This window comes from Serratia sp. X10 (genome assembly GCF_017811775.1).
Taxonomy (GTDB): domain Bacteria; phylum Pseudomonadota; class Gammaproteobacteria; order Enterobacterales; family Enterobacteriaceae; genus Serratia; species Serratia ureilytica.
Window position 1 is genome coordinate 914,009 of record NZ_JAEIOH010000002.1, and the last position, 20,612, is coordinate 934,620.

The window sequence follows — 20,612 nt, forward strand, 5'->3', positions numbered from 1 at the left end:
GGCGTAGATTTCCGCCTTGCGCATATCGATCTAGCGCCCGTTAACGCCGATCATTTCTATTGCTGCGCGATGCAATTTTTGAAAATACTCGTCGTGCTGTTGTTCAACTTCCTGAATAAGACTGGCCAGCAGATTCTGTTTGGTGATCGGTTTGTTGGCGATGAGCACCAGCAGCACGCTTTTGCCGAGCAGACAGCAGATTTGCTTATGGTATTCATCAACATCATTCTTGTTGAGGCCATAGAGGGTGTAATCGATCATGGTGTCTAACCTGCTGACAGGTAAATTGCCCGCCGAAGCGGGCTGAGAAGCCATAGAAAATAAAATGAGTCAAATTTCGCTTAGGGTAGAACCCGATGCGTGTGTTAACGATAACTGAATGGGAATATTCCCATCAAGACGCATGAGGGAGGATATGAAGGTTTAGGAATAACCTCAGAAGAAAGAGCGGAAACGGGCGGCCATCACGGCGTTCTTATTTGTCTGTCAAAGCGTTCGTTCTCTCTACATTATTTTTTTCGACCCGTGCATCCACTTGGAGAACCTCATACGTATATCAGGAATGAGCAACACTTACGCTCAGCTTACGGAGAGGACTTCATCATGAAAACACTTATCGTTACTCTGGTTACCGGCTCATTACTTTTCGGCGTCGCCACTTACGCGGCGAGTGGGGACACGTCATCCGTAATGGTTGGCGGCGCGGCGATGTACCCCTCAAAAAACATTGTGCAAAATGCGCTGAACTCAAAAGATCACACAACGCTGGTCGCGGCCGTTAAGGCCGCCGGCTTGGTGGATACTTTACAAGGCAAAGGTCCTTATACTGTTTTTGCGCCCACGAATGCCGCATTCGCCAAATTACCGGCCGGCACCGTTGAAAATCTGTTAAAACCCGAAAATAAAGCGCTGTTAAGCAGTGTATTAACCTACCACGTTGTGGCTGGCAACTACGACATGCGGGCGTTGGAAAGAAAAATTGAGCAGGGCGGCGGACGGGCGGAACTCAAAACCGTCAACGGTCAGTCGCTATGGTTTATGAATAATGGCCCGCATAATATTCAGATCAAAGATGCTAAAGGCGACGTCGCCAACATCAGCACCTATGATGTGCGGCAGCAAAACGGTGTAATCGACGTTATTGATACCGTGCTAATGCCCAAGTAAGGCCTATACTCGGAATGGGCAAAGCTTAACCGCTTTAGGGATGGTATGGATCACTCGTTGAAAGAAAACCAGGTAATGTGCTTAAAGGCGATCGCTAATGGCGATCGCCGAGCATTTGAACGCTTGTACAGATCGACATCCGCAAGTTTATTCGCCATTGCGCTACGCATGTTACGTAATCGCCAGTGGGCGGAAGAGGTTCTGGTCGACGGCTTTCTTACCGTGTGGCAGCGTGCCGGAGATTATGATCCGACCTTGAGTTCGCCTATGACATGGCTTACTCACATTATAAGGAACCGATGTATAGATGGATTGCGTAGCCGGCACGGACGCCATATCGGACTGGAAGAAGAATATAGCGATCAAATCCCTCAGTCGGAAAATGAAAGCCAGGGTGATGAGGGGGAGCTGGCTAAAAAGTTAAATGACTGTTTGAAGCATCTGACGTCTGAACAACGGCAAAGTATTGCTTTGGCATATTATCAAGGGATGTCGCACGCGGATATCGCTGATTGGTTGCAGCAACCGCTTGGTACGGTAAAAAGCTGGGTCCGCAGGGCGCTAGCACATCTAAAGGATTGCCTGGGCCTATGAACAGACGCGAAAGTGATGACATGTTGGCTGCAGAATATGCTCTTGGCACGCTCAGAGGGAATGCTCGGCTGCATTTTGAGCGCCGTCTGAAAACGGACAACATTTTGGCGACCCAGGTTGGAAAGTGGCAAAATATGTTGTCGGGGTTGGATATCGATATAACGCCAATACCGCCCCCTGAAAGCGTTTGGAAAAAAATTGAATTAAATCTGCCTCAATACGCTTCGCCCCGACGGCGCGTGCGAAACTATATTGCATGGGGGCTTGCTGCGGGATTGGGCGCATTGAGCCTGAGCTCGTGGTTTTATTGGCGTGCGCCAGAGCTGAAACCGTTAGTGGTCCTGAACGGAACGCATCAAGGGACGTGGGTCGTTAGTTCAGACGGTCAAAGAAAAATTGTACGTATAACCCCCTTAGGCTTGGCCGCTATTCCGGATGGGAAAAGTCTTGAGCTGTGGCTGATTCCCGTTGGGCATAAGCCCGTTTCAATTGGACTCGTGAACGTGAAAGGCGTGAGCCAGTTTTATTTGGCAGATGCAGATTTAGTTAAAGGAACAACGATTGCCATTAGCCTGGAGCCATTAGGCGGCTCACCGAGCAAGCAACCGACCGGCCCCGTGTTGTATTCAGGTGAGTTGGTTCTATGATTGACGTCGGATGCGGATGCATCCCGCAGAAATAGCATTTGAATTCGTTGAGAATAAAAACGGCCGGGCAGATATTCTCCGGCCGTTTTTATGATTATGCGGTCTGTTTGCGGAACAGTTCGCGGAATACCGGATAGATATCGTCCGGTTCGCGGATATGCTGCATGGCGAAGTTGTCGAATTTCGCTTGCAGATCTTCGTATTCGCGCCACAGCGTTTGGTGAGCGCGGCGAGTGATTTCGATGTAGCTGTAGTAACGCACCATCGGCAGGAGCTTCTTCGCCAACAGCTCATGGCACAGCGGTGAATCGTCTGCCCAGTTGTCCCCGTCAGACGCCTGCGCGGCGTAGATATTCCACTGCGCCGGATCGTAACGCTCTTCGACCACGTCGTTCATCAGTTTCAATGCGCTGGAGACGATGGTGCCGCCGGTTTCCTGCGAATAGAAGAACTCCTGCTCGTCCACCTCTTTCGCCTGGGTGTGATGGCGAATATAGACTACCTCGACGTTTTTGTAGGTTCGGCTCAGGAACAGATAAAGCAGAATGTAAAAACGTTTGGCCATGTCTTTGGTGGCCTGATCCATCGAACCGGATACGTCCATCAGGCAGAACATCACCGCCTGGCTGGAGGGCTCCGGCCGGCGCTCGTAGTTTTTGTAACGCAGATCGAAGGTGTCGATAAACGGCACGCTTTCGATTTTCTTGCGCAGTTCGGCAATCTCTTTGCGCAGCCGCTCTTCTTCCAGCAGTTGCACCGGCTCGGTGTTTTCCAACTGGGTCAGCGCGTCTTCCAGTTCGTGCAACGCGCGCCTTTTACCGGCGGTCATGGCAGTACGCCGCGCCAGCGAGTTTTGCAGCGAACGCACGACGCTGATGTTGGCCGGCACGCCGTTGGCGGTATAGCCGGCGCGGTGGGTTTTGAACTCGGTCAGCTGCTTGTACTGATTCTTTTTCAGGTTGGGCAGGGCGAGATCCTCGAACAAAAGATCGAGGTACTCGTCTTTGGATATCTGGAAGACGAACTCATCCTGGCCTTCACCGTCCTGGCTGGCGTTGCCCTGGCCGCCGCCACCGCCTGCGCCGCCTTGAGGCCGTTCGACGCGATCGTTCTGCACGAAGTGGTCATTGCCCGGGTGAACGCGATGGCGCGTGCCGCCGCGCCCCTGATGGAACATCGGTTCGTTGATATCGTCAGTGGGGATAGAGACTGACTCCCCGCTGTCTACGTCGGTGACCGAACGCTTGTTGATGGCTTCGGCAATCGACTGTTTGATTTGCGACTTGTAACGGCGCAAGAAGCGCTGGCGGTTCACCGTGCTCTTGTTTTTGCCGTTCAGCCGCCGGTCAATGAAATAGGCCATACTTCCCCCAAACGACGTTGCCAACTCTTCATGTCCCGGCCGCGGCAGCGCAAGGTGCCAGCCCCTCCGTGGGCTGCGCTGCAACGTCCATGACTGTGGACATGGCCCTGATAATGCCGCTTACCTGAGGCATTATGAGGATTTTCTGACCCGCAGATACCATTCACACAGCAGGCGCACCTGCTTGCGGGTATAGCCTTTCTCCATCATGCGATCGACGAAGTCGTCGTGTTTTTTCTGCTCGTCCGTCGATGTTTTGGCGTTGAACGAAATCACCGGCAACAGTTCTTCGGTATTGGAGAACATCTTTTTCTCAATCACGGTGCGCAGCTTCTCGTAGCTGGTCCAGTTCGGGTTGCGGCCGTTGTTGTTAGCGCGGGCGCGCAGCACGAAGTTCACGATTTCGTTGCGGAAATCTTTCGGGTTGCTGATGCCGGCCGGTTTTTCAATTTTCTCCAGTTCGGCGTTCAGGGACTCGCGGTCGAACAGCTGGCCGGTGTCGGGATCGCGATACTCCTGATCCTGGATCCAGAAGTCGGCATAGGTGACGTAGCGGTCAAAAATGTTCTGTCCGTATTCCGAGTAGGATTCCAGATAGGCGGTCTGGATCTCTTTGCCGATAAACTCGGCGTATTTCGGGATCAGATAGCCTTTCAGGTGCTCCAGGTATTTCTCCGCCAAATCCTGCGGGAACTGTTCGCGCTCGATCTGCTGTTCCAGCACATAGAACAGGTGCACCGGGTTGGCTGCCACCTCGGCGTGATCAAAGTTGAATACCCGCGAGAGGATTTTAAAGGCGAAACGGGTGGAGAGGCCGTTCATGCCTTCGTCAACCCCGGCGTAGTCGCGGTATTCCTGATAGGACTTGGCTTTCGGGTCGGTATCTTTGAGGCTTTCGCCGTCATACACGCGCATCTTCGAGTAGATGCTCGAGTTTTCGGGCTCTTTCAGCCGCGACAGCACGCTAAAGCGCGCCAGCGTTTCCAGCGTGCCCGGCGCGCATGGCGCATGGGTCAGCTCACTGTGATCCAGAAGCTTGTCGTAAATTTTGATCTCTTCCGACACGCGCAGGCAGTAAGGCACCTTGACGATATACACGCGGTCGAGGAACGCTTCGTTGTTCTTGTTGTTACGGAAGGTCACCCACTCGGATTCGTTGGAGTGCGCCAGAATAATGCCGCTGAACGGCAGGGCGGAGATGCCTTCGGTGCCGTTGTAGTTGCCTTCCTGGGTTGCGGTCAGCAGCGGATGCAGCACTTTGATCGGCGCTTTGAACATCTCGACGAATTCCATAATCCCCTGGTTGGCGCGGCACAGGGCGCCGGAATAGCCGTAGGCGTCCGGGTCGTTCTGCGCGTGGTTCTCCAGTTTACGGATGTCCACTTTACCGACCAGCGCCGAGATGTCCTGGTTGTTCTCATCGCCCGGTTCGGTTTTGGCGATGGCGATCTGTTCCAGAATGGAAGGGCGCACTTTCACCACTTTAAACTTGGTGATATCGCCACCGAACTCATGCAGGCGCTTCGCCGCCCACGGCGACATGATGGTGCCGAGATAGCGACTTGGTATATTGAACTCTTTTTCCAGGATCGTGGCATCTTCCTGCGGATTGAACAGGCACAGCGGATGATCGTTGACCGGGCTGCGTTCGCCGTTGGCGCTGAGGGTGTAGATGGGCACGCGTTGCATCAGCGCTTTCAGACGTTCCGCCAGCGAGGACTTGCCGCCGCCCACCGGGCCCAGCAGGTAAAGGATCTGTTTCTTCTCTTCCAGGCCCTGAGCGGCGTGTTTCAGGTAAGAGACGATCTGTTCGATGGCCTCTTCCATGCCGTAGAACTCTTCGAAGGCCGGATAGCGTGCGATCACGCGGTTGGAGAACAGGCGCGACAGGCGTGATTCCAGCGCAGTGTCGACCATCACAGGTTCACCGATAGCCATCAGCAGACGTTCGGCCGCGTTGGCATAGGCACTGCGATCTTGCCGGCAAATGGTAAGAAATTCCTGCAGTGTGAACTCTTCGTCCTTGGCAGCTTCGTAGCGCTGGCGATAGTGGTCAAATATGTTCATGATGCCCGTCCTTTCGTTATTAGCACAGGTTAAAGAGAGCGTGTGATAGTGTTCTGGCTCCCGAAAGATGAGAATACGCCTAAGTACAGCAACCCGTATGCCAACTTGGTGCGCTTATTATCGCGAGTTGCGCTGTATGCCACTGGGCTCAGGATAAATTCACCTTCTGATTTAAGCTTAGTTTGCTTGCCGGAAAATTTCCTGCCGTAGAAAAAGCTTTTTTTAAGTCATATCAATGACTCAGTTATTGCCGGGATAACCAAATGCCTTGTCTGGCGCGGCCTGCGGCATGAATCGTCATCGTTCCGCCATGATTAATTCATAATTCCGCTATAAGTTATTCGATCTTGGTCGTTTTCTATTGTAAAGATTAGGCGCGTAACTAAATTTTCACATAAACTATTGCGGCTATTAACCCTGTAATTTATGGAAAAAGAACCAGTGAAGATTTCAAAACTCAAAACGCTAGCAATTATCGCTTCCGCAATGGTTTGTGCGCAAAGTGCTCAGGCGGGAACCTGGTCACTCGGCGCTGCCGCGCTGGTTAGCCCGGACGCGTATCGTGGTTATCAGGACCGCGTTTATCCGGTGCCCGTCATCGACTATGAAGGTGACGACTTCTACTTCCGTACTCTGACCGCCGGTTACTACCTGTGGAAAGATCAGGAAAACCAGCTGAGCATCATGGGCTACTACACGCCATGGGGTTACCGTCCGGGCGACAGCGACGACGATCGCATGAAGCGTCTCGACAAGCGCCGTGGCACGCTGATGGCCGGCCTGGCCTATTCACACAACGCCGAGTGGGGCACCATTCGCACTACCTTTACCGGCGACACGCTGAACAACAGCAACGGGCTGGTGGGCGACGTGGCCTATCTGTACAAGTTTGATCTGGACGCGCTGACGCTGGTACCGGGCGTAGGCGTGATGTGGAACAGCAAGAACCAGAACAAATATTACTACGGCGTCAGCGCCAATGAATCGCGTCGCAGCGGCCTTGACAGCTACACCCCGGGCGATAGCTGGGCGCCGTACCTCGAGCTGAGCGCCAATTACCAGATCAACAAGAGCTGGAACGCCTTCTTCGTCGGCCGCTATGTGAAGTTGTCGGATGAAGTGAAAGACAGCCCGATGGTGGATAAATCTTACACCGGTTTGTTGATGACGGGCGTGAGCTACACCTTCTAATCACGCATTGCACGATTATCGTGCATGGCGTGCATCAAAAAGGGGCGCTGGCGCCCCTTTTGCACATCTGTAGTGCGCCGCCGCGCTCAGTGTATTAGGCCTTCTTGCGGCTGCGGAAGGTGACGCCCAATCGAGCAGGTTGTTCGCCGGCGGCGATCAGCGGTTTGCTGACGCGCCCGGTCTCTACGCAAACCATGGTCTTGTAACCGTCGTTCGGCATGTCCCCCATGCTGCAAGAGAGCTCTACGCCGGGGTTCCAGGCGATAACGTCGCTCATATGGTGGTGGTGAACCTCGATGGTGCGAGCGAGCGCCGGATCGCGGATCAGGCTGAAGGCCTCGGGGCAGGTATAGACGCGGTCGGTTTGGCCGACGAAGGTCACTTCGCCGGTCTGACGCGCTTCGGCGCCGCCCGCCACCTTATCGATATACGGCTCGCCCAAGCCCGCTACGCTGACCCGATCGATATCGCCAACCTGGAAGTAGCTGTGCAGCGCCGCCGTGGCTTGATAATCGCCGTGCGACTCCAGTTCGATCTCGCACTCTTCACCCAGCTTGAAGCGAGCGATCAGCGTGAAGGCGTGCGGCCACAGTTTGCGGGTCTGCTCATTGTCTTTCAGCGTAAAGGTCAGGATGACGCCGTTGTCATCTTCATCGTGCGCCGTCAGGCTCCAGGGCTGGTTGCGGGCAAAGCCGTGGGAGGGCTGCGCCACCGGGCCGAACCAGGGCCAACAGATCGGCACGCCGCCGCGGATGGCCTTGCCTTTGGCGAAAGGCGTGTTGTTGCTGAGCCAAATCACCGGCTGCTCACCGCTAGGCTGCCAGGCCAGCAAATGCGCGCCCTGCAGCGCGACCGCCGCGCGCACTTTCGGGTGCGACACCACAACCACGCCCAGCTCATCGAGTTGGCGCTGGCTGATATAAGGAGAAATCTGTTCGGAAACGGGCAGGGTGAAAATTTTCTCGTTCATTTCATTACCTTATTGTTTGCCGGAGAGACAAATAAAAAAGGGCGACAAAAATGTCGCCCTTATTATCAGCTTAACATCATGCCATTACTTGGAGATGTGAGCGATCAGATCCAGAACCTTGTTGGAATAACCGGTTTCGTTGTCGTACCAGGAAACCAGTTTCACGAAGTTGTCGTTCAGTGCGATACCGGCTTTGGCATCGAATACGGAAGTCAGCACTTCGCCGTTGAAGTCGGTGGAAACCACGTCGTCTTCAACATAGCCCAGAACGCCTTTCATCGAGCCTTCAGCGGCGTCTTTGATGGCTTTCTTGATTTCTTCGTAGGTAGCCGCTTTTTCCAGACGCACGGTCAGGTCAACAACGGATACGTTAGGAGTTGGTACGCGGAACGCCATACCGGTCAGTTTGCCTTTCAGCTCTGGCAGAACCACGCCAACCGCTTTCGCTGCGCCGGTAGAAGAAGGGATGATGTTCTGGGATGCGCCGCGGCCGCCGCGCCAGTCTTTGTGGGACGGGCCATCAACGGTTTTCTGAGTAGCGGTGGTCGCGTGAACGGTGGTCATCAGGCCTTCAACGATACCGAAGTTGTCGTTGATGACTTTAGCCAACGGCGCCAGGCAGTTGGTGGTGCAAGAGGCGTTGGACACGATGTCCTGGCCGGCATATTTGTCAAAGTTAGCGCCGCGCACGAACATTGGGGTCGCATCTTTGGATGGGCCAGTCAGAACGACTTTCTTAGCGCCAGCGGTGATGTGTTTACGTGCGGTTTCGTCGGTCAGGAAGATACCGGTCGCTTCAGCAACCACGTCAACGCCCACTTCGTTCCACTTCAGGTTAGCCGGGTCTTTCTCTGCGGTAACACGGATGGTTTTGCCGTTAACAACCAGGTGGCCGTCTTTAACTTCTACCGTACCGTTGAAACGGCCGTGAGTAGAGTCATACTTCAGCATGTAAGCCATGTACTCTGCGTCCAACAGGTCGTTGATTGCAACGATCTCGATGTCAGAACGCTCTTGAGCAGCACGGAAAACAATGCGACCGATACGGCCAAAACCGTTGATACCTACTTTGATAGTCATATATTCCACCAGCTATTTGTTAGTGAATAAAAGGTTGGTTGTAAAATTACAAAAACCTTACCCAGCGTCAAGCGGAATCGTGTCAATACTTGCGGCAAGTCAAACCGGAAGGGTGGTTTTGCACGCTTATTGCACAGTCCATTTGCGCTCGGCCTCATCCGTTATATGGGGACAAGCCGCCAAGTATAAAGTCAGCATACGCAAGATGTGTGATCGCTATCACATATCATCGTGACGTGGCCTTTATGGGCTACAGTTTAGGCCAAAAACCCCTGCAGTGGTGTTAATTTTTTGTTATTATTAATCATTGTTTTCGTTGACATTATCCACATTCAGAGATAAGCACAAATGGCTAAAGAGACAACCCCCGCTCATCCGGTCACGGAACTGAATGAAATCCAACGTTATGTCACGCAACAGCGTGGCACCGAAGCGCCGTTTAGCGGCAAATTGCTGCACAACAAGCGTGAGGGCGTGTACCATTGTCTGTGCTGTAATCAGCCGCTGTTTTATTCCGAAACCAAATACGATTCCGGCTGCGGCTGGCCCAGCTTTTACGAGCCGGTTTCCGCCGATGCAATCCGTTATCTTGATGATAATTCAAATAATATGCATCGTGTTGAAATCCGCTGCGGCCACTGCGACGCGCACCTGGGGCATGTATTCCCCGATGGCCCGCAGCCGACCGGTGACCGTTACTGCGTCAATTCCGCCTCGCTGAGTTTCACCGATGGCGAAAATGGCGATCAAACGGCCGGTTAAGTGGTAATTTAACCAACAAAATCGATTCAGCTAATTATTCTTCCGTAAGCGAGAAGGGCCCTGATGGACGTGAAAGATCTGATTGCGGCGATGACGCCCGAGATATACCAACGCCTGGTGCAGGCGGTTGAACTGGGCAAATGGCCGGATGGCGTGGCGCTGACGCCGGAGCAAAAGGAAAACAGCCTGCAGGCGGTGATGCTGTGGCAGTCGATGAACAACGTCGATCCGCAGCATATGAGCATAGGCACCGACGGGCAGATCGTGATGAAGAGCAAACAAGAGCTGAAGCAGCAGTTCGTTGCCGAGCCGCTGGTGAAACTCAAGCTGCAGTAAGGCTCCACCCCTAAAACGGGGCGATGTCGCCATCGCCCCGTCGATTCAACGTTTCTCGCCCTTTATGCCCAGCGATTCCGCCAGCTGCTGCGCCAGCCGGTTGTTGTCATCTGCGCCGTATTCCCAGAACATCGCACCGCCCAATCCTTGGCTTTTGATGTAATCGGCCTTGATGGCCACCGAACGTGGGTTCTCGTACGAGATGGCGAACAGCGGCTTGCCCTCGGCGGATTGCAGCGTCAGGTATGGCACTTTGGCGTCGTCATCCCAGTGCTCGCGGAAACGCTGCTGCGGATCGTTGAGCAATTTGTTGACGATATCGCGGTATTTAAAATAAGTGTCTTTGCTGAGATCCAATCCCAGCGTGCGGAACAGGGCGATTTCTCGCGCGCTGAAGTAAGGCTGCGTCACCGGATGGTTGGCGGCGTCCGGCTTGTCCCAATCGATGCCCGCTTCGGTCGCCCGTTTCGGCACCCGGCCGTAGAAACCGATCCCGAGGTTCATCTGCGCCGGTTTCAGACCGGCGGCCAGATAATGCTTTACCACGTTATCGGCGCTGTAGCGATCGGCGGCGGCTACGGTTGGCCAACGCGTTGAATCGTACAGGTTGGCATTGAAGTACTGCGTGCCGTAAGCCATGTCGTAGGTCATCAGATTGATGTAATTGAGATAGGGCGCAATATTTTTTACATCGACCCATTCACGTGGGCTTTTGACGTTGGCGCCGACGGCGATGGTCAACAGTTTGCCTTTACCCAGCGTCTGGTGAAGTTCTTTCAGCAGCAGGGTGAAGTTGTCGCGGTCTGCCGGTTGGCTTTCCACCAAACCCCAGGCGCCGTTTACCGGGTATTCCCAGTCCAGATCGATCCCATCCAGCCGGTACTGCTCGATCACCTGCAACGCGGAGCGAATGAAAATCGCCCGGTTTTCCGCGGTGGCGGCGGCGCCGGAGAAACCGCGTGCGCCCCAGCCTCCGACCGACAACAGCACTTTCAGCTCGGGGTTCTGTTTGCGCAGCACCGGCAGACGTTGCAGATCGGCCGTGACTTTCGGCGACAGGTAGATCTGGTGGCGGCGAGCGGGGTCTTTCAGCGCCGCATTGGTTTCGTCTTTCTCGTCGTTGTAGATCAGGCCGAACGAATAGTTGAGGTGGGTGATTTGCGTCACGTCCAGCTTGTCGATGTCGCCACCGGGGCCGGCGGTGACGTCGCCGCCGCCGTTGAAGTAGCCGACGGAGAGATAGGCCGCCTGAGCCGTGCCGGTACCGGCGATAGCCAACTGCACCGCTGCCAGCAAAGGCAGCAGTTTTCGGGTTATTTTCATGTTTGTCTCCTTGGGATCGGCAAGGCCGACCGTACCGCCAGTAGCGGTCACAATAAAGCCGGGCTCAGCGGGCCCCGGATGCGTATAACCGATTGACGCCAAAAGCGTCGCAGCCATAACAGCAAAAGCGCCTGCCGGTCACAAGCGGCTGGAGGAGGAGAAGAACAGCATTGTGAGCGGCGTCGATATTTCCGCCGCCGCCCAAAGAAGGCGCCGATAGCGCCCGTCAGGATTTAATTGGCGAGAAATTGTGACAGGGTAACCAGTTGAGCGCCGGCGCGCGCCATCTCCTGCAGCGCCCGCTCACTGTCGTCCGGCTGCAGATTCACGCCGCGGCAGCCGTCGACGATCACCTGCGTCGGATAGCCGGCAGCCAGCGCATCCAGCACGCTGAACTTCACGCAATAGTCGGTCGCCAGACCCATGATCGCCAGCCGCTGAATGCCCTGCGATTGCAGCCAGCCGTGCAGTTCGGTCTGCGCCCGGTGGCCGTTATCGAAGAAGGCGCTATAGCTGTCGATGTCCGTATCCTGCCCTTTGCGAAAGACGGCATTGATGTGTTGCCGCTGCAGTTGAGGATGAAAATCGGCGCCGAGGCTCCCTTGCACGCAGTGCACCGGCCACCACACCTGCGGCAAGCCTTCCAGCTCACCGAGGGTGCCGACTTGCGCATCGGAGTTCACCGCAAAGCTGCGGTGATTGGCGGGATGCCAGTCCTGGCTGGCCACCACCGGTTCGCCGCGCGCCAGGCAGGCGGCGATCGCCTGATTGGCGACCGGGATGACGGCGTCGCCCTCCGTGACCGCCAGCGCGCCGCCGGGGCAGAAATCATTTTGCAGATCGATCAACAACAGGGCCGTTTTCATCGCCGCTCCAAAGATCGGTAGGTTAACCGTTGATGCTCAGCTCGCCGCGCAGATCTTGCTGCATCAGGGCGCGGATTTGTTCCGGCGTCAGCGGCTGGCTCAACAGATAGTGCAGCTTGGTCAGAGCGGCTTCCACCGTCATGTCGAAACCGCTGATCACCCCGGCGTGCGCCAGCGCGTTGCCGGTGGCGTAGCCTTCCATATTGACGCGCCCGGAGATGCACTGCGTCAGGTTGACCACTACGATGCCGCGTTCGGAAGCCGCACGCAACTCGTCGATCAGTTCGGCCTTTTGCGGCGCGTTGCCGACGCCGTAGGAGCGCAGGATCAGCGCCTTGACCGGCTGCAGCAGGAAGTTGCGCACCACCGCGCCGGAAATGCCCGGATAGATGGTGACGACGCCGATCGGTTGCGGCGTGATGTCATGTACCTGCAGCGCGCCGTTGCAAACCGGGCTGTCGATGCCGTGCTGGCGACGAATGTGGATACCGGCTTCCAGCAGCGGCGGCAGGTTGGGTGAAGCGAAAGCGTCGAAGCCGTCGGCGTGCGCTTTGGTGGTGCGGTTGCCGCGGAACAGCTTGTTGTTGAAGAACAGGCTGACTTCGTTCACCGGATGGTTGGCCGCCAGGTACAGTGCATTCAGCAGATTGGTTTGGCCATCGGAGCGCAGCTCCGCCAGCGGAATCTGCGAGCCGGTGACGATCACCGGTTTGGCCAGATTCTCCAGCATGAAGGAGAGCGCCGAGGCGGTGAACGCCATGGTATCGGTGCCGTGCAGGATCACGAAGCCGTCGTAGCGATCGTAGTTCTGCTTGATGTCGTCGGCGATGTGCTGCCAGTCTTCCGGCGTCATATCCGAGGAATCGATGAGCGGCGCGTATTCATGAATGGTGAAATCCGGCATCTCCGGCCGATGGAATTCCGGCATCAGCGCCAGCTGACGCTGCAGGTGGCCGGAAACCGGAATATAGCCGTGCTCGGAACGCTGCATGCCGATGGTGCCGCCGGTGTAGGCGACGTAAATGGATTTCTTTTGCATGGTTATGATTTTAACAAAGATAAGATGGGCTGAATTATAGGGACATGGCGGCAGAAAAAAAGCCCGGCGGAGGCCGGGCTGCAGAATTATTTGTTAGCGGACTTCTCCGCAGGTCAGACAGATCGCGTAACGGTTCTGCGGATCGTTCAGGTTATTGAACAAGCCCGGCTGCTCTTTCACCGCATTGGCGACCGAGGCCAGCGGGGCAGGCAGCATGGCCTGAATCGCCGCCGGCAGCATGGCGTGAATGGAAACGCCGAACTGGCTGAGCACCATATCGCTCAGGCTCGGGGTGTCGACGAACCAGTCGAGCTGCCATTGTTGCAGTTTCGCCAGCTCAGCGGCTTTCTTCACCGCATCGTCGAAATCGCCCAACTGATCGACCAGGCCGTTGGCCTTGGCGTCGCTGCCGAGCCACACGTGGCCCTGCGCGATTTGGTCAACCTGCTGCGGAGTCATTTTGCGTGATTTGGCGACCAGATCGAGGAAGTTCTTATACCCGTTTTCGATATTCAACTGCATCATCTGCGAGAACTCCTGCGGCAACGCCTTGGTGACCGCGATATCGGCCAGTGGCGATGTCGCCACGCCGTCGGTGTGTACGCCCAGCGTATCCAGGGTTTTCTCGTAGGTATTGATGATGCCGAAAATGCCGATGGAGCCGGTCAGCGTGCTCGGGCTGGCGATGATGTAATCGGCCGGCGTCGAGACCCAATAGCCACCCGACGCGGCCATGCCGCCCATCGACACCACCACCGGTTTGCCGGCGGCGCGCACGGCGGCCAGCTCGGAGCGGATCACTTCGGACGCGCTGACGCTGCCGCCAGGGCTGTTGACGCGGAACACCACGGCTTTGACGGCCGGATCCAGACGGGCCTGACGCAGCTCGGCGGCGGTGGTGTCGCCCCCGACGTTGCCCGGCGTCTGCGGGCCGTCCATGATGGCGCCGTTGGCGAACACCACGGCGATCTTGCCGCCCTGGTTGGCGTCCGGCTTCGGCTGGTAGTCGTAGATGCTGATGGCGTTGAAATCGTTCGCCTGTTTGTCCCAGCCGAAGGTTTTGACCAGCTGATTTTCGATCGCGGTGCGCGACGCCAGCTCGTCCACCAGCTTATTGTCCAGCGCATAGCGGGCGGTGTCGCCGCCTGCCGCCTGCAGGCCGCTCAGCACGCCGGCGGCGCCGGGGAATAGCTGCTGCGGCGTCAGCTGCCGGTTGGCCGCCACGGTTTCCAGATAGTTCTGCCACAGACCGCCAATCCAGCGGCTGTCCGCTTCGCGCGCCGCCGGTGACATGTCGTCGCGGATCAGCGGTTCGACCGCCGATTTATAGGTGCCGACGCGGAAGATATTGGTGGTGACCTTGAGCATGTCCAGCAACGACTTGTAATACAGGTTGTTGGTGGCGAAACCGTGCAGATCGACCGCGCCCTGCGGCGACAGGTAGACCTTGTTGGCGTAGCTGGCCAGGTAGTATTGCGTTTGATTGTAACTGTCGCCGATGGCGAAGATCGGTTTGCCGCTGTCGCGGAACTCGCGCAGCGCTTTGCCGATATAGCGCAGCGACGGCTGATCGGCGCCGGCGAAGTCATTCAGCTGCAACACCATGCCGGTAATGTTTTTGTCGTCTTTGGCCTTGCGGATGCTGTCGACTACATCGAACAGCGAGTTTTCCTGCAGGCGGCTGCTGGAGGCGCCCAACAGTTCGCGGCCCCATTGCCGCACCCGGTTGTTTACCGAAGGCTGATCGACCACCACGCCGCTTAAATCGACCAGCAGCGCACCGCGCGCCGGGGCCGTCGAGGTGGAGGAACTTTGGAAGGACAGATAGATGCCGACCCCAACCAGGATCAGCAGGACCAGGAACAGGTTAAGGATAAGTTCCCTGATAAAATTCAGCAGACGCCATGTCCACCGGAAAATGCCGGCAATAATTTGCCACAATGTGCGCATGTGCTCTCCAACAAGAGTCGAGAATGTTCCGCTATCCTAATGAGCGGCCGGGTAAATGTCAGCTTTAAATCGTGGCACACAGACGCTATCGCCGAGGCTGTAACTCGCCGTTTAGCTATGTTAACGTGGCCGGAATGAAAATTGTTATCAGGAGTTTACGATGGATGCTCTGGATCTTTTATTGAATCGTCGCTCGGCTTCGCGCCTGGCGGAACCGGCGCCGGCGGGGGAAGTGCGCCAAAACATCATCAACGCGGGCCTGCGTGCGCCCGATCACGGCGCGCTGCAGCCGTGGCGTTTCGTGATGATCGAGAATCAGGGCCTGGAGCGCTTCAGTCAGCTGCTGCAGGCGGCGGCGAAGCAGGATCAGTTGGATGAGGCGGCGATCGAAAAAGCCACCAAGGCGCCGTTCCGCGCACCGCTGATCATCACCGTCATCGCGCATTGCACTGAAGAGACCAAGGTGCCGCGCTGGGAGCAGGTAGTTTCCGCCGGTTGCGCCGTGCAGGCGATGCAGATGGCGGCGCTGGCGCAGGGCTTTAACGGCATCTGGCGCACCGGCGCCTGGACCGAGCATGCGCTGGTGCGTGAAGCCTTCGGTTGCCGAGAGCAGGACGAGATCGTCGGTTTCCTCTATCTGGGCACGCCGCAGCTGAAGGCCGCCACTAAAGTAACGCCACCGGACAGCACGCCTTTCGTCAGCTATTTCTAAGTATTATCCGACGGGGCGCGGCGAAAATGCGCCAAACCCCGCAAAATTGCATGGTTTCTGAGCAGGCCGTTCGCTTATCGGCGGCATGCTCTTATCAATCCCCTCGGCAAGCGCTACCCTATGTTATCTTGAGTGCCGTTATCGAAGGGAGTGGACTATGACATCGCCAGCGATCCGTTTAACCCAGTACAGCCATGGCGCTGGCTGCGGCTGCAAAATCTCACCGAAAGTTCTCGAAACCATCCTGCACAGCGAGCGGGAGAAATTTGTCGATCCGCGTCTGCTGGTCGGCAATGAAACCCGCGACGACGCGGCGGTATATGACATCGGCAACGGCGTCGGCATTATCAGCACCACCGACTTCTTCATGCCTATCGTCGACGATCCGTTCGATTTCGGCCGCATCGCCGCCGCCAACGCCATCAGCGACGTGTACGCCATGGGCGGCAAACCGATCATGGCGATCGCCATTCTCGGCTGGCCGATCGCCAAACTGCCGCCGGAGGTGGCGCAGCAGGTGATCGACGGTGGGCGTTTCGCCTGCCAGCAGGCGGGGATCGCGCTGGCCGGCGGCCACTCCATCGATGCGCCTGAACCTATCTTCGGCCTGGCGGTCACCGGCGTGGTTAATACCGAGCGGGTGAAGAAGAACAGCGCCGCGCGGGCCGGGGCTAAACTCTATCTGACCAAGCCGCTGGGCATCGGCGTGCTGACGACCGCCGAGAAGCAAAGCAAGCTGCGCCCCGAGCATCAGGGGCTGGCGACGGACGTGATGTGCCGCCTGAACAAACCGGGCGCCGACTTTGCCGAGGTGGCGGGCGTCACGGCGATGACCGACATCACCGGCTTTGGCCTGCTGGGCCACCTGAGCGAGGTATGCCAGGGCTCCGGCCTGCAGGCGACGGTCTGGTTCGATCGGGTGCCGAAGCTGCCGCACGTTGAGGCGTATATTGCCGAGGGCTGCGTGCCGGGCGGTACCGGGCGCAACTTCGACAGCTATGGCCATCTGGTGGGCGAGATGAGCGATCTGCAGCGCCAGTTGCTGTGCGATCCTCAGACCTCCGGCGGTTTGCTGTTGGCGGTATTGCCGGAGGCGGAAGCGCAGGTGCTGGCGATTGCCGAACAGCATGGCATTACGCTCAACGCCATCGGCGAGCTGCATGTGGCATCGGCCGATAAGCCGCTGATCGAGGTCGTGTAGTGTCCAACATGCAAGGAAGGCCGGACAGCGACGATTACCAACGCATTTTCCTGCAGGACGTGCCGCTGATTGACGTGCGCGCGCCGATCGAGTTTCAGCAGGGCGCCTTCGCTCAGGCGCTGAACCTGCCGCTGATGATCGACAGCGAGCGGCAGGCGGTGGGCACTTGCTATAAACAGCATGGGCAGCAAGCGGCGATCGCGCTCGGCCACAGTCTGGTGAACGGCAAACTGCGCGAACAGCGCACCGCCGCCTGGCTGGCGGCCTGTGCGCAGCGGCCCGAAGGCTATCTCTATTGCTTCCGCGGCGGTCTGCGCTCACAGCTGGTGCAGCAATGGCTGCATGAGGCCGGCGTCGAGTACCCGCGTATCATTGGCGGTTATAAGGCGCTGCGCAATTATTTGCTTGGCGTGCTGGCGCAAAGCGCGGCATTGCCGATGGCCCTGGTGGGCGGCAATACCGGCAGCGGCAAGACGTTGCTGGTCAACGAACTGGCCGACGGCGTCGATCTAGAAGGCGCGGCGCGCCATCGCGGTTCATCTTTTGGTCGAACGCTGGCGGGCCAGAGCTCGCAGATCGATTTTGAGAATCGTCTGGCTGTGTTATTGCTGAAAAAACAGCATGGTGGCAGCCGCCGTTGGGTGCTGGAAGACGAAGGGCGGATCATCGGCAGCAACAATCTGCCGTTGCCGTTGTTCAATGGGATGCAGCAGGCGCCGGTGGCGGTGATCGACGATCCGTTCGACATTCGCCTGGCGCGTTTGCAGGCGGAATATATCGACGGCATGCGCGCACAGTTCGAACAGGCCTATGGTATGGAAGAGGGCTGGCGACAGTACGACGACTATCTGCACCACGGCCTGTTCGCCATACGCCGCCGCCTGGGGTTGGAACGCTTCCAGCAGCTGACGCAGCGGCTGGAAGCGGCGCTGCGGGCACAGCGGCTCAGCGGCCAGGGCGAGGCGCACCGCGAGTGGCTGGCGCCCCTGTTGCAGCAGTACTACGATCCGATGTATTGCTATCAGTTGGAAAAGAAAGCCCAGCGGATTGTCTTCCGTGGGAACTATGCAGAAGTAAGAGAATTCTTGATGACGTTCAGCCAGAAAAACGGTGAATAATGCGACTGTTCATAGCCGAGAAACCGAGTTTGGCGCGCGCCATTGCCGACGTCTTGCCCAAGCCGCATCGCCGCGGCGACGGGTATATCGCCTGCGGCAACAATGATGTGGTGACCTGGTGCGTCGGCCACCTGCTGGAGCAGGCTCAGCCTGACGCTTATGACAGCCGCTATGCGCGCTGGTCGTTGGCGGATCTGCCGATCATTCCCGAAAAATGGCGGTTGCAGCCGCGGCCTTCGGTCAGTAAACAGCTCAACGCGATTAAAAAGTTGCTGCTTGAAGCCGATGAAGTGGTTCACGCCGGCGACCCGGATCGCGAAGGGCAGTTGCTGGTGGATGAGGTGCTGGACTACCTGGATCTGACACCGGAAAAACGCCAGAACGTGCGCCGCTGTCTGATCAACGACCTCAACCCGCAGGCGGTGGAGCGCGCGGTTGAACGCCTGCGCGACAACCGTGACTTCATCCCATTGTGCGTGTCCGCCCTTGCGCGCTCACGCGCCGACTGGCTGTACGGCATCAATATGACCCGCGCTTATACGCTGCTGGGCCGCAACGCCGGTTATGACGGCGTGTTGTCGGTGGGCAGGGTGCAGACGCCGGTGCTGGGGTTGGTGGTGCGGCGCGATGAAGAGATCGAAAACTTCGTGCCGAAAGACTTCTTTGAGGTCAAGGCGCACATCGTCACGCCGAAAGAAGAGCGTTTCGTGGCGCTGTGGCAGCCCAGCGAGTCGTGCGAGCCTTATCAGGACGAAGAGGGGCGTTTGCTGCACCGGCCGTTGGCGGAGCATGTGGTCAAGCGCATCGAAGGCCAGCCGGCGCTGGTCACGTCTTATAACGATAAACGGGAATCAGATACCGCGCCGCTGCCGTTTTCGCTCTCCACGCTGCAGATCGAAGCGGCCCGGCGTTATAACCTCAGCGCCCAACAGGTGCTGGACGTTTGCCAGCGGTTGTACGAAACCCATAAATTGATCACCTATCCGCGTTCCGACTGTCGCTATCTGCCGGAAGAGCATTTCGCCGGCCGTCACGCGGTGCTGAACGCCATCAGCGTGCACCAGCCTGAGTTGTATCCGCAGCCGGTGATCGACAGCGATCGCCGCAACCGCTGCTGGGACGATAAAAAAGTCGATGCGCACCACGCCATTATTCCCACCGCCCGTGCTGGCAAGGTCAACCTGACGCAGGATGAGCGGAACGTGTATGGGCTGGTGGCGCGCCAGTATCTGATGCAGTTTTGTCCGGATGCGGTATTCCGCAAATGCGTGATTGAGCTGGATATCGCCGGCGGCAAATTTATCGCCAAGGCGCGTTTCCTGGCGGAAGCCGGTTGGCGTACGCTGCTGGGCAGCAAGGAGCGCGACGAGGAAAACGAAGGCGCACCGCTGCCGGTGGTGGCTAAAGATGATGAGCTGCTGTGTGAGCGTGGTGAGGTGGTGGAGCGCCAGACGCAGCCCCCGAGGCCGTTTACCGACGCCAGTCTGTTGTCGGCTATGACCGGCATCGCGCGCTTCGTACAAGATAAAGCGCTAAAGAAAATCCTGCGGGCGACCGATGGTTTAGGTACGGAAGCGACGCGAGCGGGGATCATCGAATTGCTGTTCAAACGGGCGTTTCTGTACAAGAAGGGACGCTATATTCACTCCAGCGAAACCGGGCGCGCGTTGATTCACTCGCTGCCGGATCTTGCTGCGCGTCCTGATATGACGGCCAACTGGGAGGCAACGCTGACGCAAATCAGCGAGAAATCCTGCCGTTATCAGGACTTTATGCAGCCGTTGGTCGGCACGCTGCAAGAGCTGATTTATCAGGCCAAGCAGAGCCGGGCGAGCATGGCGTTTCGTGGGTTGCCGCCGCCGCCTTCCAGCGGAGGCAAAAAACGCAGGAAAAGCGCCGGCAAGGCGCAGGAGAAGAGTGAATGAAGCGTGGACTCAATGGGGTGCTGGCTGCCGCTGCCCTGGCTTACTGCGGCCTGGCGGCCGCCAACCGGGGCGATGTGGACGTGGTGTTGCCGGTTTCGCCGGAGATCTGGGGGACGGCCAAAAGCGGCGCCAATTCGCCGCAACCCTGCAACCGCTGTTGCGTCTACCAGAATCAAAACTATTCCGAAGGCGCGGTGCTCAAAGTCGAAGGAGAAGTGCTGCAGTGCGTGCGTGAGCCTAACACTATCGGCACCAACCCCTTGATTTGGGTGCGATTGAAGAAGTGACTATGTAACTATCG

20 protein-coding genes are annotated in these 20,612 nt (G+C 57.3%); 11 read left to right on the forward strand and 9 right to left on the reverse strand.

Annotation, left to right across the window (positions count from 1 at the left end; all coding sequences use genetic code 11):
- Positions 1 to 30: 30 nt before the first annotated feature.
- Positions 31 to 261, reverse strand: coding sequence for a hypothetical protein (locus J9788_RS09770; RefSeq protein ID WP_033643319.1), 231 nt, complete (start codon positions 259 to 261; stop codon positions 31 to 33).
- A gap of 342 nt (positions 262 to 603) precedes the next feature.
- Between J9788_RS09770 and J9788_RS09775 the strand changes: the two genes are divergently transcribed.
- The 3 genes from J9788_RS09775 to J9788_RS09785 are packed head-to-tail and all read left to right on the forward strand — an operon-like array spanning position 604 to position 2,408.
- Complete coding sequence (locus J9788_RS09775) at positions 604 to 1,167, forward strand: fasciclin domain-containing protein (RefSeq protein WP_033650960.1); 564 nt, start codon at positions 604 to 606, stop codon at positions 1,165 to 1,167.
- Between the two features lie 45 nt (positions 1,168 to 1,212).
- A complete protein-coding gene (locus tag J9788_RS09780; RefSeq protein ID WP_046898898.1) occupies positions 1,213 to 1,761 on the forward strand; it encodes an RNA polymerase sigma factor in 549 nt (182 codons plus the stop codon).
- Complete coding sequence (locus tag J9788_RS09785) at positions 1,758 to 2,408, forward strand: anti-sigma factor domain-containing protein (RefSeq protein WP_046898899.1); 651 nt, start codon at positions 1,758 to 1,760, stop codon at positions 2,406 to 2,408. The genes J9788_RS09780 and J9788_RS09785 overlap by 4 nt, the downstream gene beginning before the upstream one ends.
- A gap of 94 nt (positions 2,409 to 2,502) precedes the next feature.
- On the opposite strand, the gene J9788_RS09790 is transcribed toward J9788_RS09785, so the two are convergent.
- Complete coding sequence (locus tag J9788_RS09790; RefSeq protein WP_046898900.1) at positions 2,503 to 3,771, reverse strand: YeaH/YhbH family protein; 1,269 nt, start codon at positions 3,769 to 3,771, stop codon at positions 2,503 to 2,505.
- A 132-nt stretch (positions 3,772 to 3,903) separates the two neighbouring features.
- Positions 3,904 to 5,838: a protein kinase YeaG gene (gene yeaG, locus J9788_RS09795; RefSeq protein WP_016927472.1), complete on the reverse strand. Its 1,935-nt coding sequence runs from the start codon at positions 5,836 to 5,838 to the stop codon at positions 3,904 to 3,906.
- A 426-nt stretch (positions 5,839 to 6,264) separates the two neighbouring features.
- Here yeaG and J9788_RS09800 point away from each other — a divergent pair, with 426 nt between their 5' ends.
- Positions 6,265 to 7,029 carry a MipA/OmpV family protein gene (locus J9788_RS09800; RefSeq protein ID WP_025303095.1) on the forward strand — a complete coding sequence of 255 codons (765 nt, stop codon included), beginning with the start codon at positions 6,265 to 6,267 and terminating at the stop codon, positions 7,027 to 7,029.
- A gap of 94 nt (positions 7,030 to 7,123) precedes the next feature.
- Here the strand turns inward: J9788_RS09800 and J9788_RS09805 are convergent, their stop codons facing one another.
- On the reverse strand, positions 7,124 to 7,999 hold the full coding sequence (locus tag J9788_RS09805; RefSeq protein ID WP_046898902.1) for a D-hexose-6-phosphate mutarotase: 876 nt from the start codon (positions 7,997 to 7,999) through the stop codon (positions 7,124 to 7,126).
- An 84-nt stretch (positions 8,000 to 8,083) separates the two neighbouring features.
- Positions 8,084 to 9,079 (reverse strand): glyceraldehyde-3-phosphate dehydrogenase, encoded by a 996-nt coding sequence (gapA, locus tag J9788_RS09810; protein WP_004932222.1) that lies wholly within the window; start codon positions 9,077 to 9,079, stop codon positions 8,084 to 8,086.
- Between the two features lie 348 nt (positions 9,080 to 9,427).
- On the opposite strand from gapA, the gene msrB reads away from it, so the two are divergent.
- Positions 9,428 to 9,841: a peptide-methionine (R)-S-oxide reductase MsrB gene (gene msrB / locus J9788_RS09815; protein WP_182264328.1), complete on the forward strand. Its 414-nt coding sequence runs from the start codon at positions 9,428 to 9,430 to the stop codon at positions 9,839 to 9,841.
- A 63-nt stretch (positions 9,842 to 9,904) separates the two neighbouring features.
- A complete protein-coding gene (locus J9788_RS09820; RefSeq protein WP_182264329.1) occupies positions 9,905 to 10,177 on the forward strand; it encodes a YeaC family protein in 273 nt (90 codons plus the stop codon).
- A 45-nt stretch (positions 10,178 to 10,222) separates the two neighbouring features.
- Here the strand turns inward: J9788_RS09820 and J9788_RS09825 are convergent, their stop codons facing one another.
- The 4 genes from J9788_RS09825 to sppA all read right to left on the reverse strand — a co-directional run bounded on the left by J9788_RS09825 (position 10,223) and on the right by sppA (position 15,355).
- Positions 10,223 to 11,500: a glycoside hydrolase family 18 protein gene (locus J9788_RS09825; RefSeq protein WP_046898903.1), complete on the reverse strand. Its 1,278-nt coding sequence runs from the start codon at positions 11,498 to 11,500 to the stop codon at positions 10,223 to 10,225.
- Positions 11,501 to 11,733: 233 nt separating this feature from the next.
- Positions 11,734 to 12,366 carry a bifunctional nicotinamidase/pyrazinamidase gene (pncA, locus tag J9788_RS09830; RefSeq protein ID WP_089191889.1) on the reverse strand — a complete coding sequence of 211 codons (633 nt, stop codon included), beginning with the start codon at positions 12,364 to 12,366 and terminating at the stop codon, positions 11,734 to 11,736.
- 22 nt (positions 12,367 to 12,388) lie between these two features.
- Entirely contained in the window at positions 12,389 to 13,405 is a 1,017-nt protein-coding gene (ansA, locus tag J9788_RS09835) for an asparaginase (protein ID WP_033643312.1), read from the reverse strand.
- Between the two features lie 93 nt (positions 13,406 to 13,498).
- Complete coding sequence (gene sppA / locus J9788_RS09840; RefSeq protein ID WP_033643311.1) at positions 13,499 to 15,355, reverse strand: signal peptide peptidase SppA; 1,857 nt, start codon at positions 15,353 to 15,355, stop codon at positions 13,499 to 13,501.
- Between the two features lie 160 nt (positions 15,356 to 15,515).
- Between sppA and J9788_RS09845 the strand changes: the two genes are divergently transcribed.
- The 5 genes from J9788_RS09845 (at position 15,516) to J9788_RS09865 (ending at position 20,598) form a co-directional block, all read left to right on the forward strand.
- Complete coding sequence (locus J9788_RS09845; RefSeq protein WP_004932204.1) at positions 15,516 to 16,067, forward strand: NAD(P)H nitroreductase; 552 nt, start codon at positions 15,516 to 15,518, stop codon at positions 16,065 to 16,067.
- Positions 16,068 to 16,224: 157 nt separating this feature from the next.
- Positions 16,225 to 17,268, forward strand: a complete 1,044-nt coding sequence (gene selD, locus J9788_RS09850) for a selenide, water dikinase SelD (RefSeq protein ID WP_046898905.1) — start codon at positions 16,225 to 16,227, stop codon at positions 17,266 to 17,268.
- Between the two features lie 8 nt (positions 17,269 to 17,276).
- A complete protein-coding gene (gene mnmH, locus J9788_RS09855; protein WP_182264330.1) occupies positions 17,277 to 18,386 on the forward strand; it encodes a tRNA 2-selenouridine(34) synthase MnmH in 1,110 nt (369 codons plus the stop codon).
- The gene (locus J9788_RS09860) at positions 18,386 to 20,311 is read left to right on the forward strand and encodes a DNA topoisomerase III (RefSeq protein ID WP_046898907.1); all 1,926 of its coding nucleotides are present in this window, start codon (positions 18,386 to 18,388) and stop codon (positions 20,309 to 20,311) included. Before mnmH ends, J9788_RS09860 begins: the two co-directional genes overlap by 1 nt.
- A complete protein-coding gene (locus J9788_RS09865; protein ID WP_046898908.1) occupies positions 20,308 to 20,598 on the forward strand; it encodes a DUF1496 domain-containing protein in 291 nt (96 codons plus the stop codon). The genes J9788_RS09860 and J9788_RS09865 overlap by 4 nt, the downstream gene beginning before the upstream one ends.
- The last annotated feature ends 14 nt before the right edge of the window (positions 20,599 to 20,612 follow it).

What these genes read in the sequence shown, in the direction of transcription:
- msrB (WP_182264328.1), top strand. Translation starts at nt 9,428, where the DNA reads ATGGCTAAAGAGACAACCCCCGCTCATCCGGTCACGGAACTGAATGAA.
- gapA (WP_004932222.1), bottom strand. Translation starts at nt 9,079, where the DNA reads ATGACTATCAAAGTAGGTATCAACGGTTTTGGCCGTATCGGTCGCATT.
- J9788_RS09770 (WP_033643319.1), bottom strand. Translation starts at nt 261, where the DNA reads ATGATCGATTACACCCTCTATGGCCTCAACAAGAATGATGTTGATGAA.
- yeaG (WP_016927472.1), bottom strand. Translation starts at nt 5,838, where the DNA reads ATGAACATATTTGACCACTATCGCCAGCGCTACGAAGCTGCCAAGGAC.
- J9788_RS09805 (WP_046898902.1), bottom strand. Translation starts at nt 7,999, where the DNA reads ATGAACGAGAAAATTTTCACCCTGCCCGTTTCCGAACAGATTTCTCCT.
- selD (WP_046898905.1), top strand. Translation starts at nt 16,225, where the DNA reads ATGACATCGCCAGCGATCCGTTTAACCCAGTACAGCCATGGCGCTGGC.
- J9788_RS09800 (WP_025303095.1), top strand. Translation starts at nt 6,265, where the DNA reads ATGGAAAAAGAACCAGTGAAGATTTCAAAACTCAAAACGCTAGCAATT.
- J9788_RS09785 (WP_046898899.1), top strand. Translation starts at nt 1,758, where the DNA reads ATGAACAGACGCGAAAGTGATGACATGTTGGCTGCAGAATATGCTCTT.
- J9788_RS09790 (WP_046898900.1), bottom strand. Translation starts at nt 3,771, where the DNA reads ATGGCCTATTTCATTGACCGGCGGCTGAACGGCAAAAACAAGAGCACG.
- sppA (WP_033643311.1), bottom strand. Translation starts at nt 15,355, where the DNA reads ATGCGCACATTGTGGCAAATTATTGCCGGCATTTTCCGGTGGACATGG.
- J9788_RS09845 (WP_004932204.1), top strand. Translation starts at nt 15,516, where the DNA reads ATGGATGCTCTGGATCTTTTATTGAATCGTCGCTCGGCTTCGCGCCTG.
- ansA (WP_033643312.1), bottom strand. Translation starts at nt 13,405, where the DNA reads ATGCAAAAGAAATCCATTTACGTCGCCTACACCGGCGGCACCATCGGC.
- pncA (WP_089191889.1), bottom strand. Translation starts at nt 12,366, where the DNA reads ATGAAAACGGCCCTGTTGTTGATCGATCTGCAAAATGATTTCTGCCCC.
- J9788_RS09780 (WP_046898898.1), top strand. Translation starts at nt 1,213, where the DNA reads ATGGATCACTCGTTGAAAGAAAACCAGGTAATGTGCTTAAAGGCGATC.
- J9788_RS09825 (WP_046898903.1), bottom strand. Translation starts at nt 11,500, where the DNA reads ATGAAAATAACCCGAAAACTGCTGCCTTTGCTGGCAGCGGTGCAGTTG.
- J9788_RS09860 (WP_046898907.1), top strand. Translation starts at nt 18,386, where the DNA reads ATGCGACTGTTCATAGCCGAGAAACCGAGTTTGGCGCGCGCCATTGCC.
- J9788_RS09820 (WP_182264329.1), top strand. Translation starts at nt 9,905, where the DNA reads ATGGACGTGAAAGATCTGATTGCGGCGATGACGCCCGAGATATACCAA.
- J9788_RS09865 (WP_046898908.1), top strand. Translation starts at nt 20,308, where the DNA reads ATGAAGCGTGGACTCAATGGGGTGCTGGCTGCCGCTGCCCTGGCTTAC.
- mnmH (WP_182264330.1), top strand. Translation starts at nt 17,277, where the DNA reads ATGCAAGGAAGGCCGGACAGCGACGATTACCAACGCATTTTCCTGCAG.
- J9788_RS09775 (WP_033650960.1), top strand. Translation starts at nt 604, where the DNA reads ATGAAAACACTTATCGTTACTCTGGTTACCGGCTCATTACTTTTCGGC.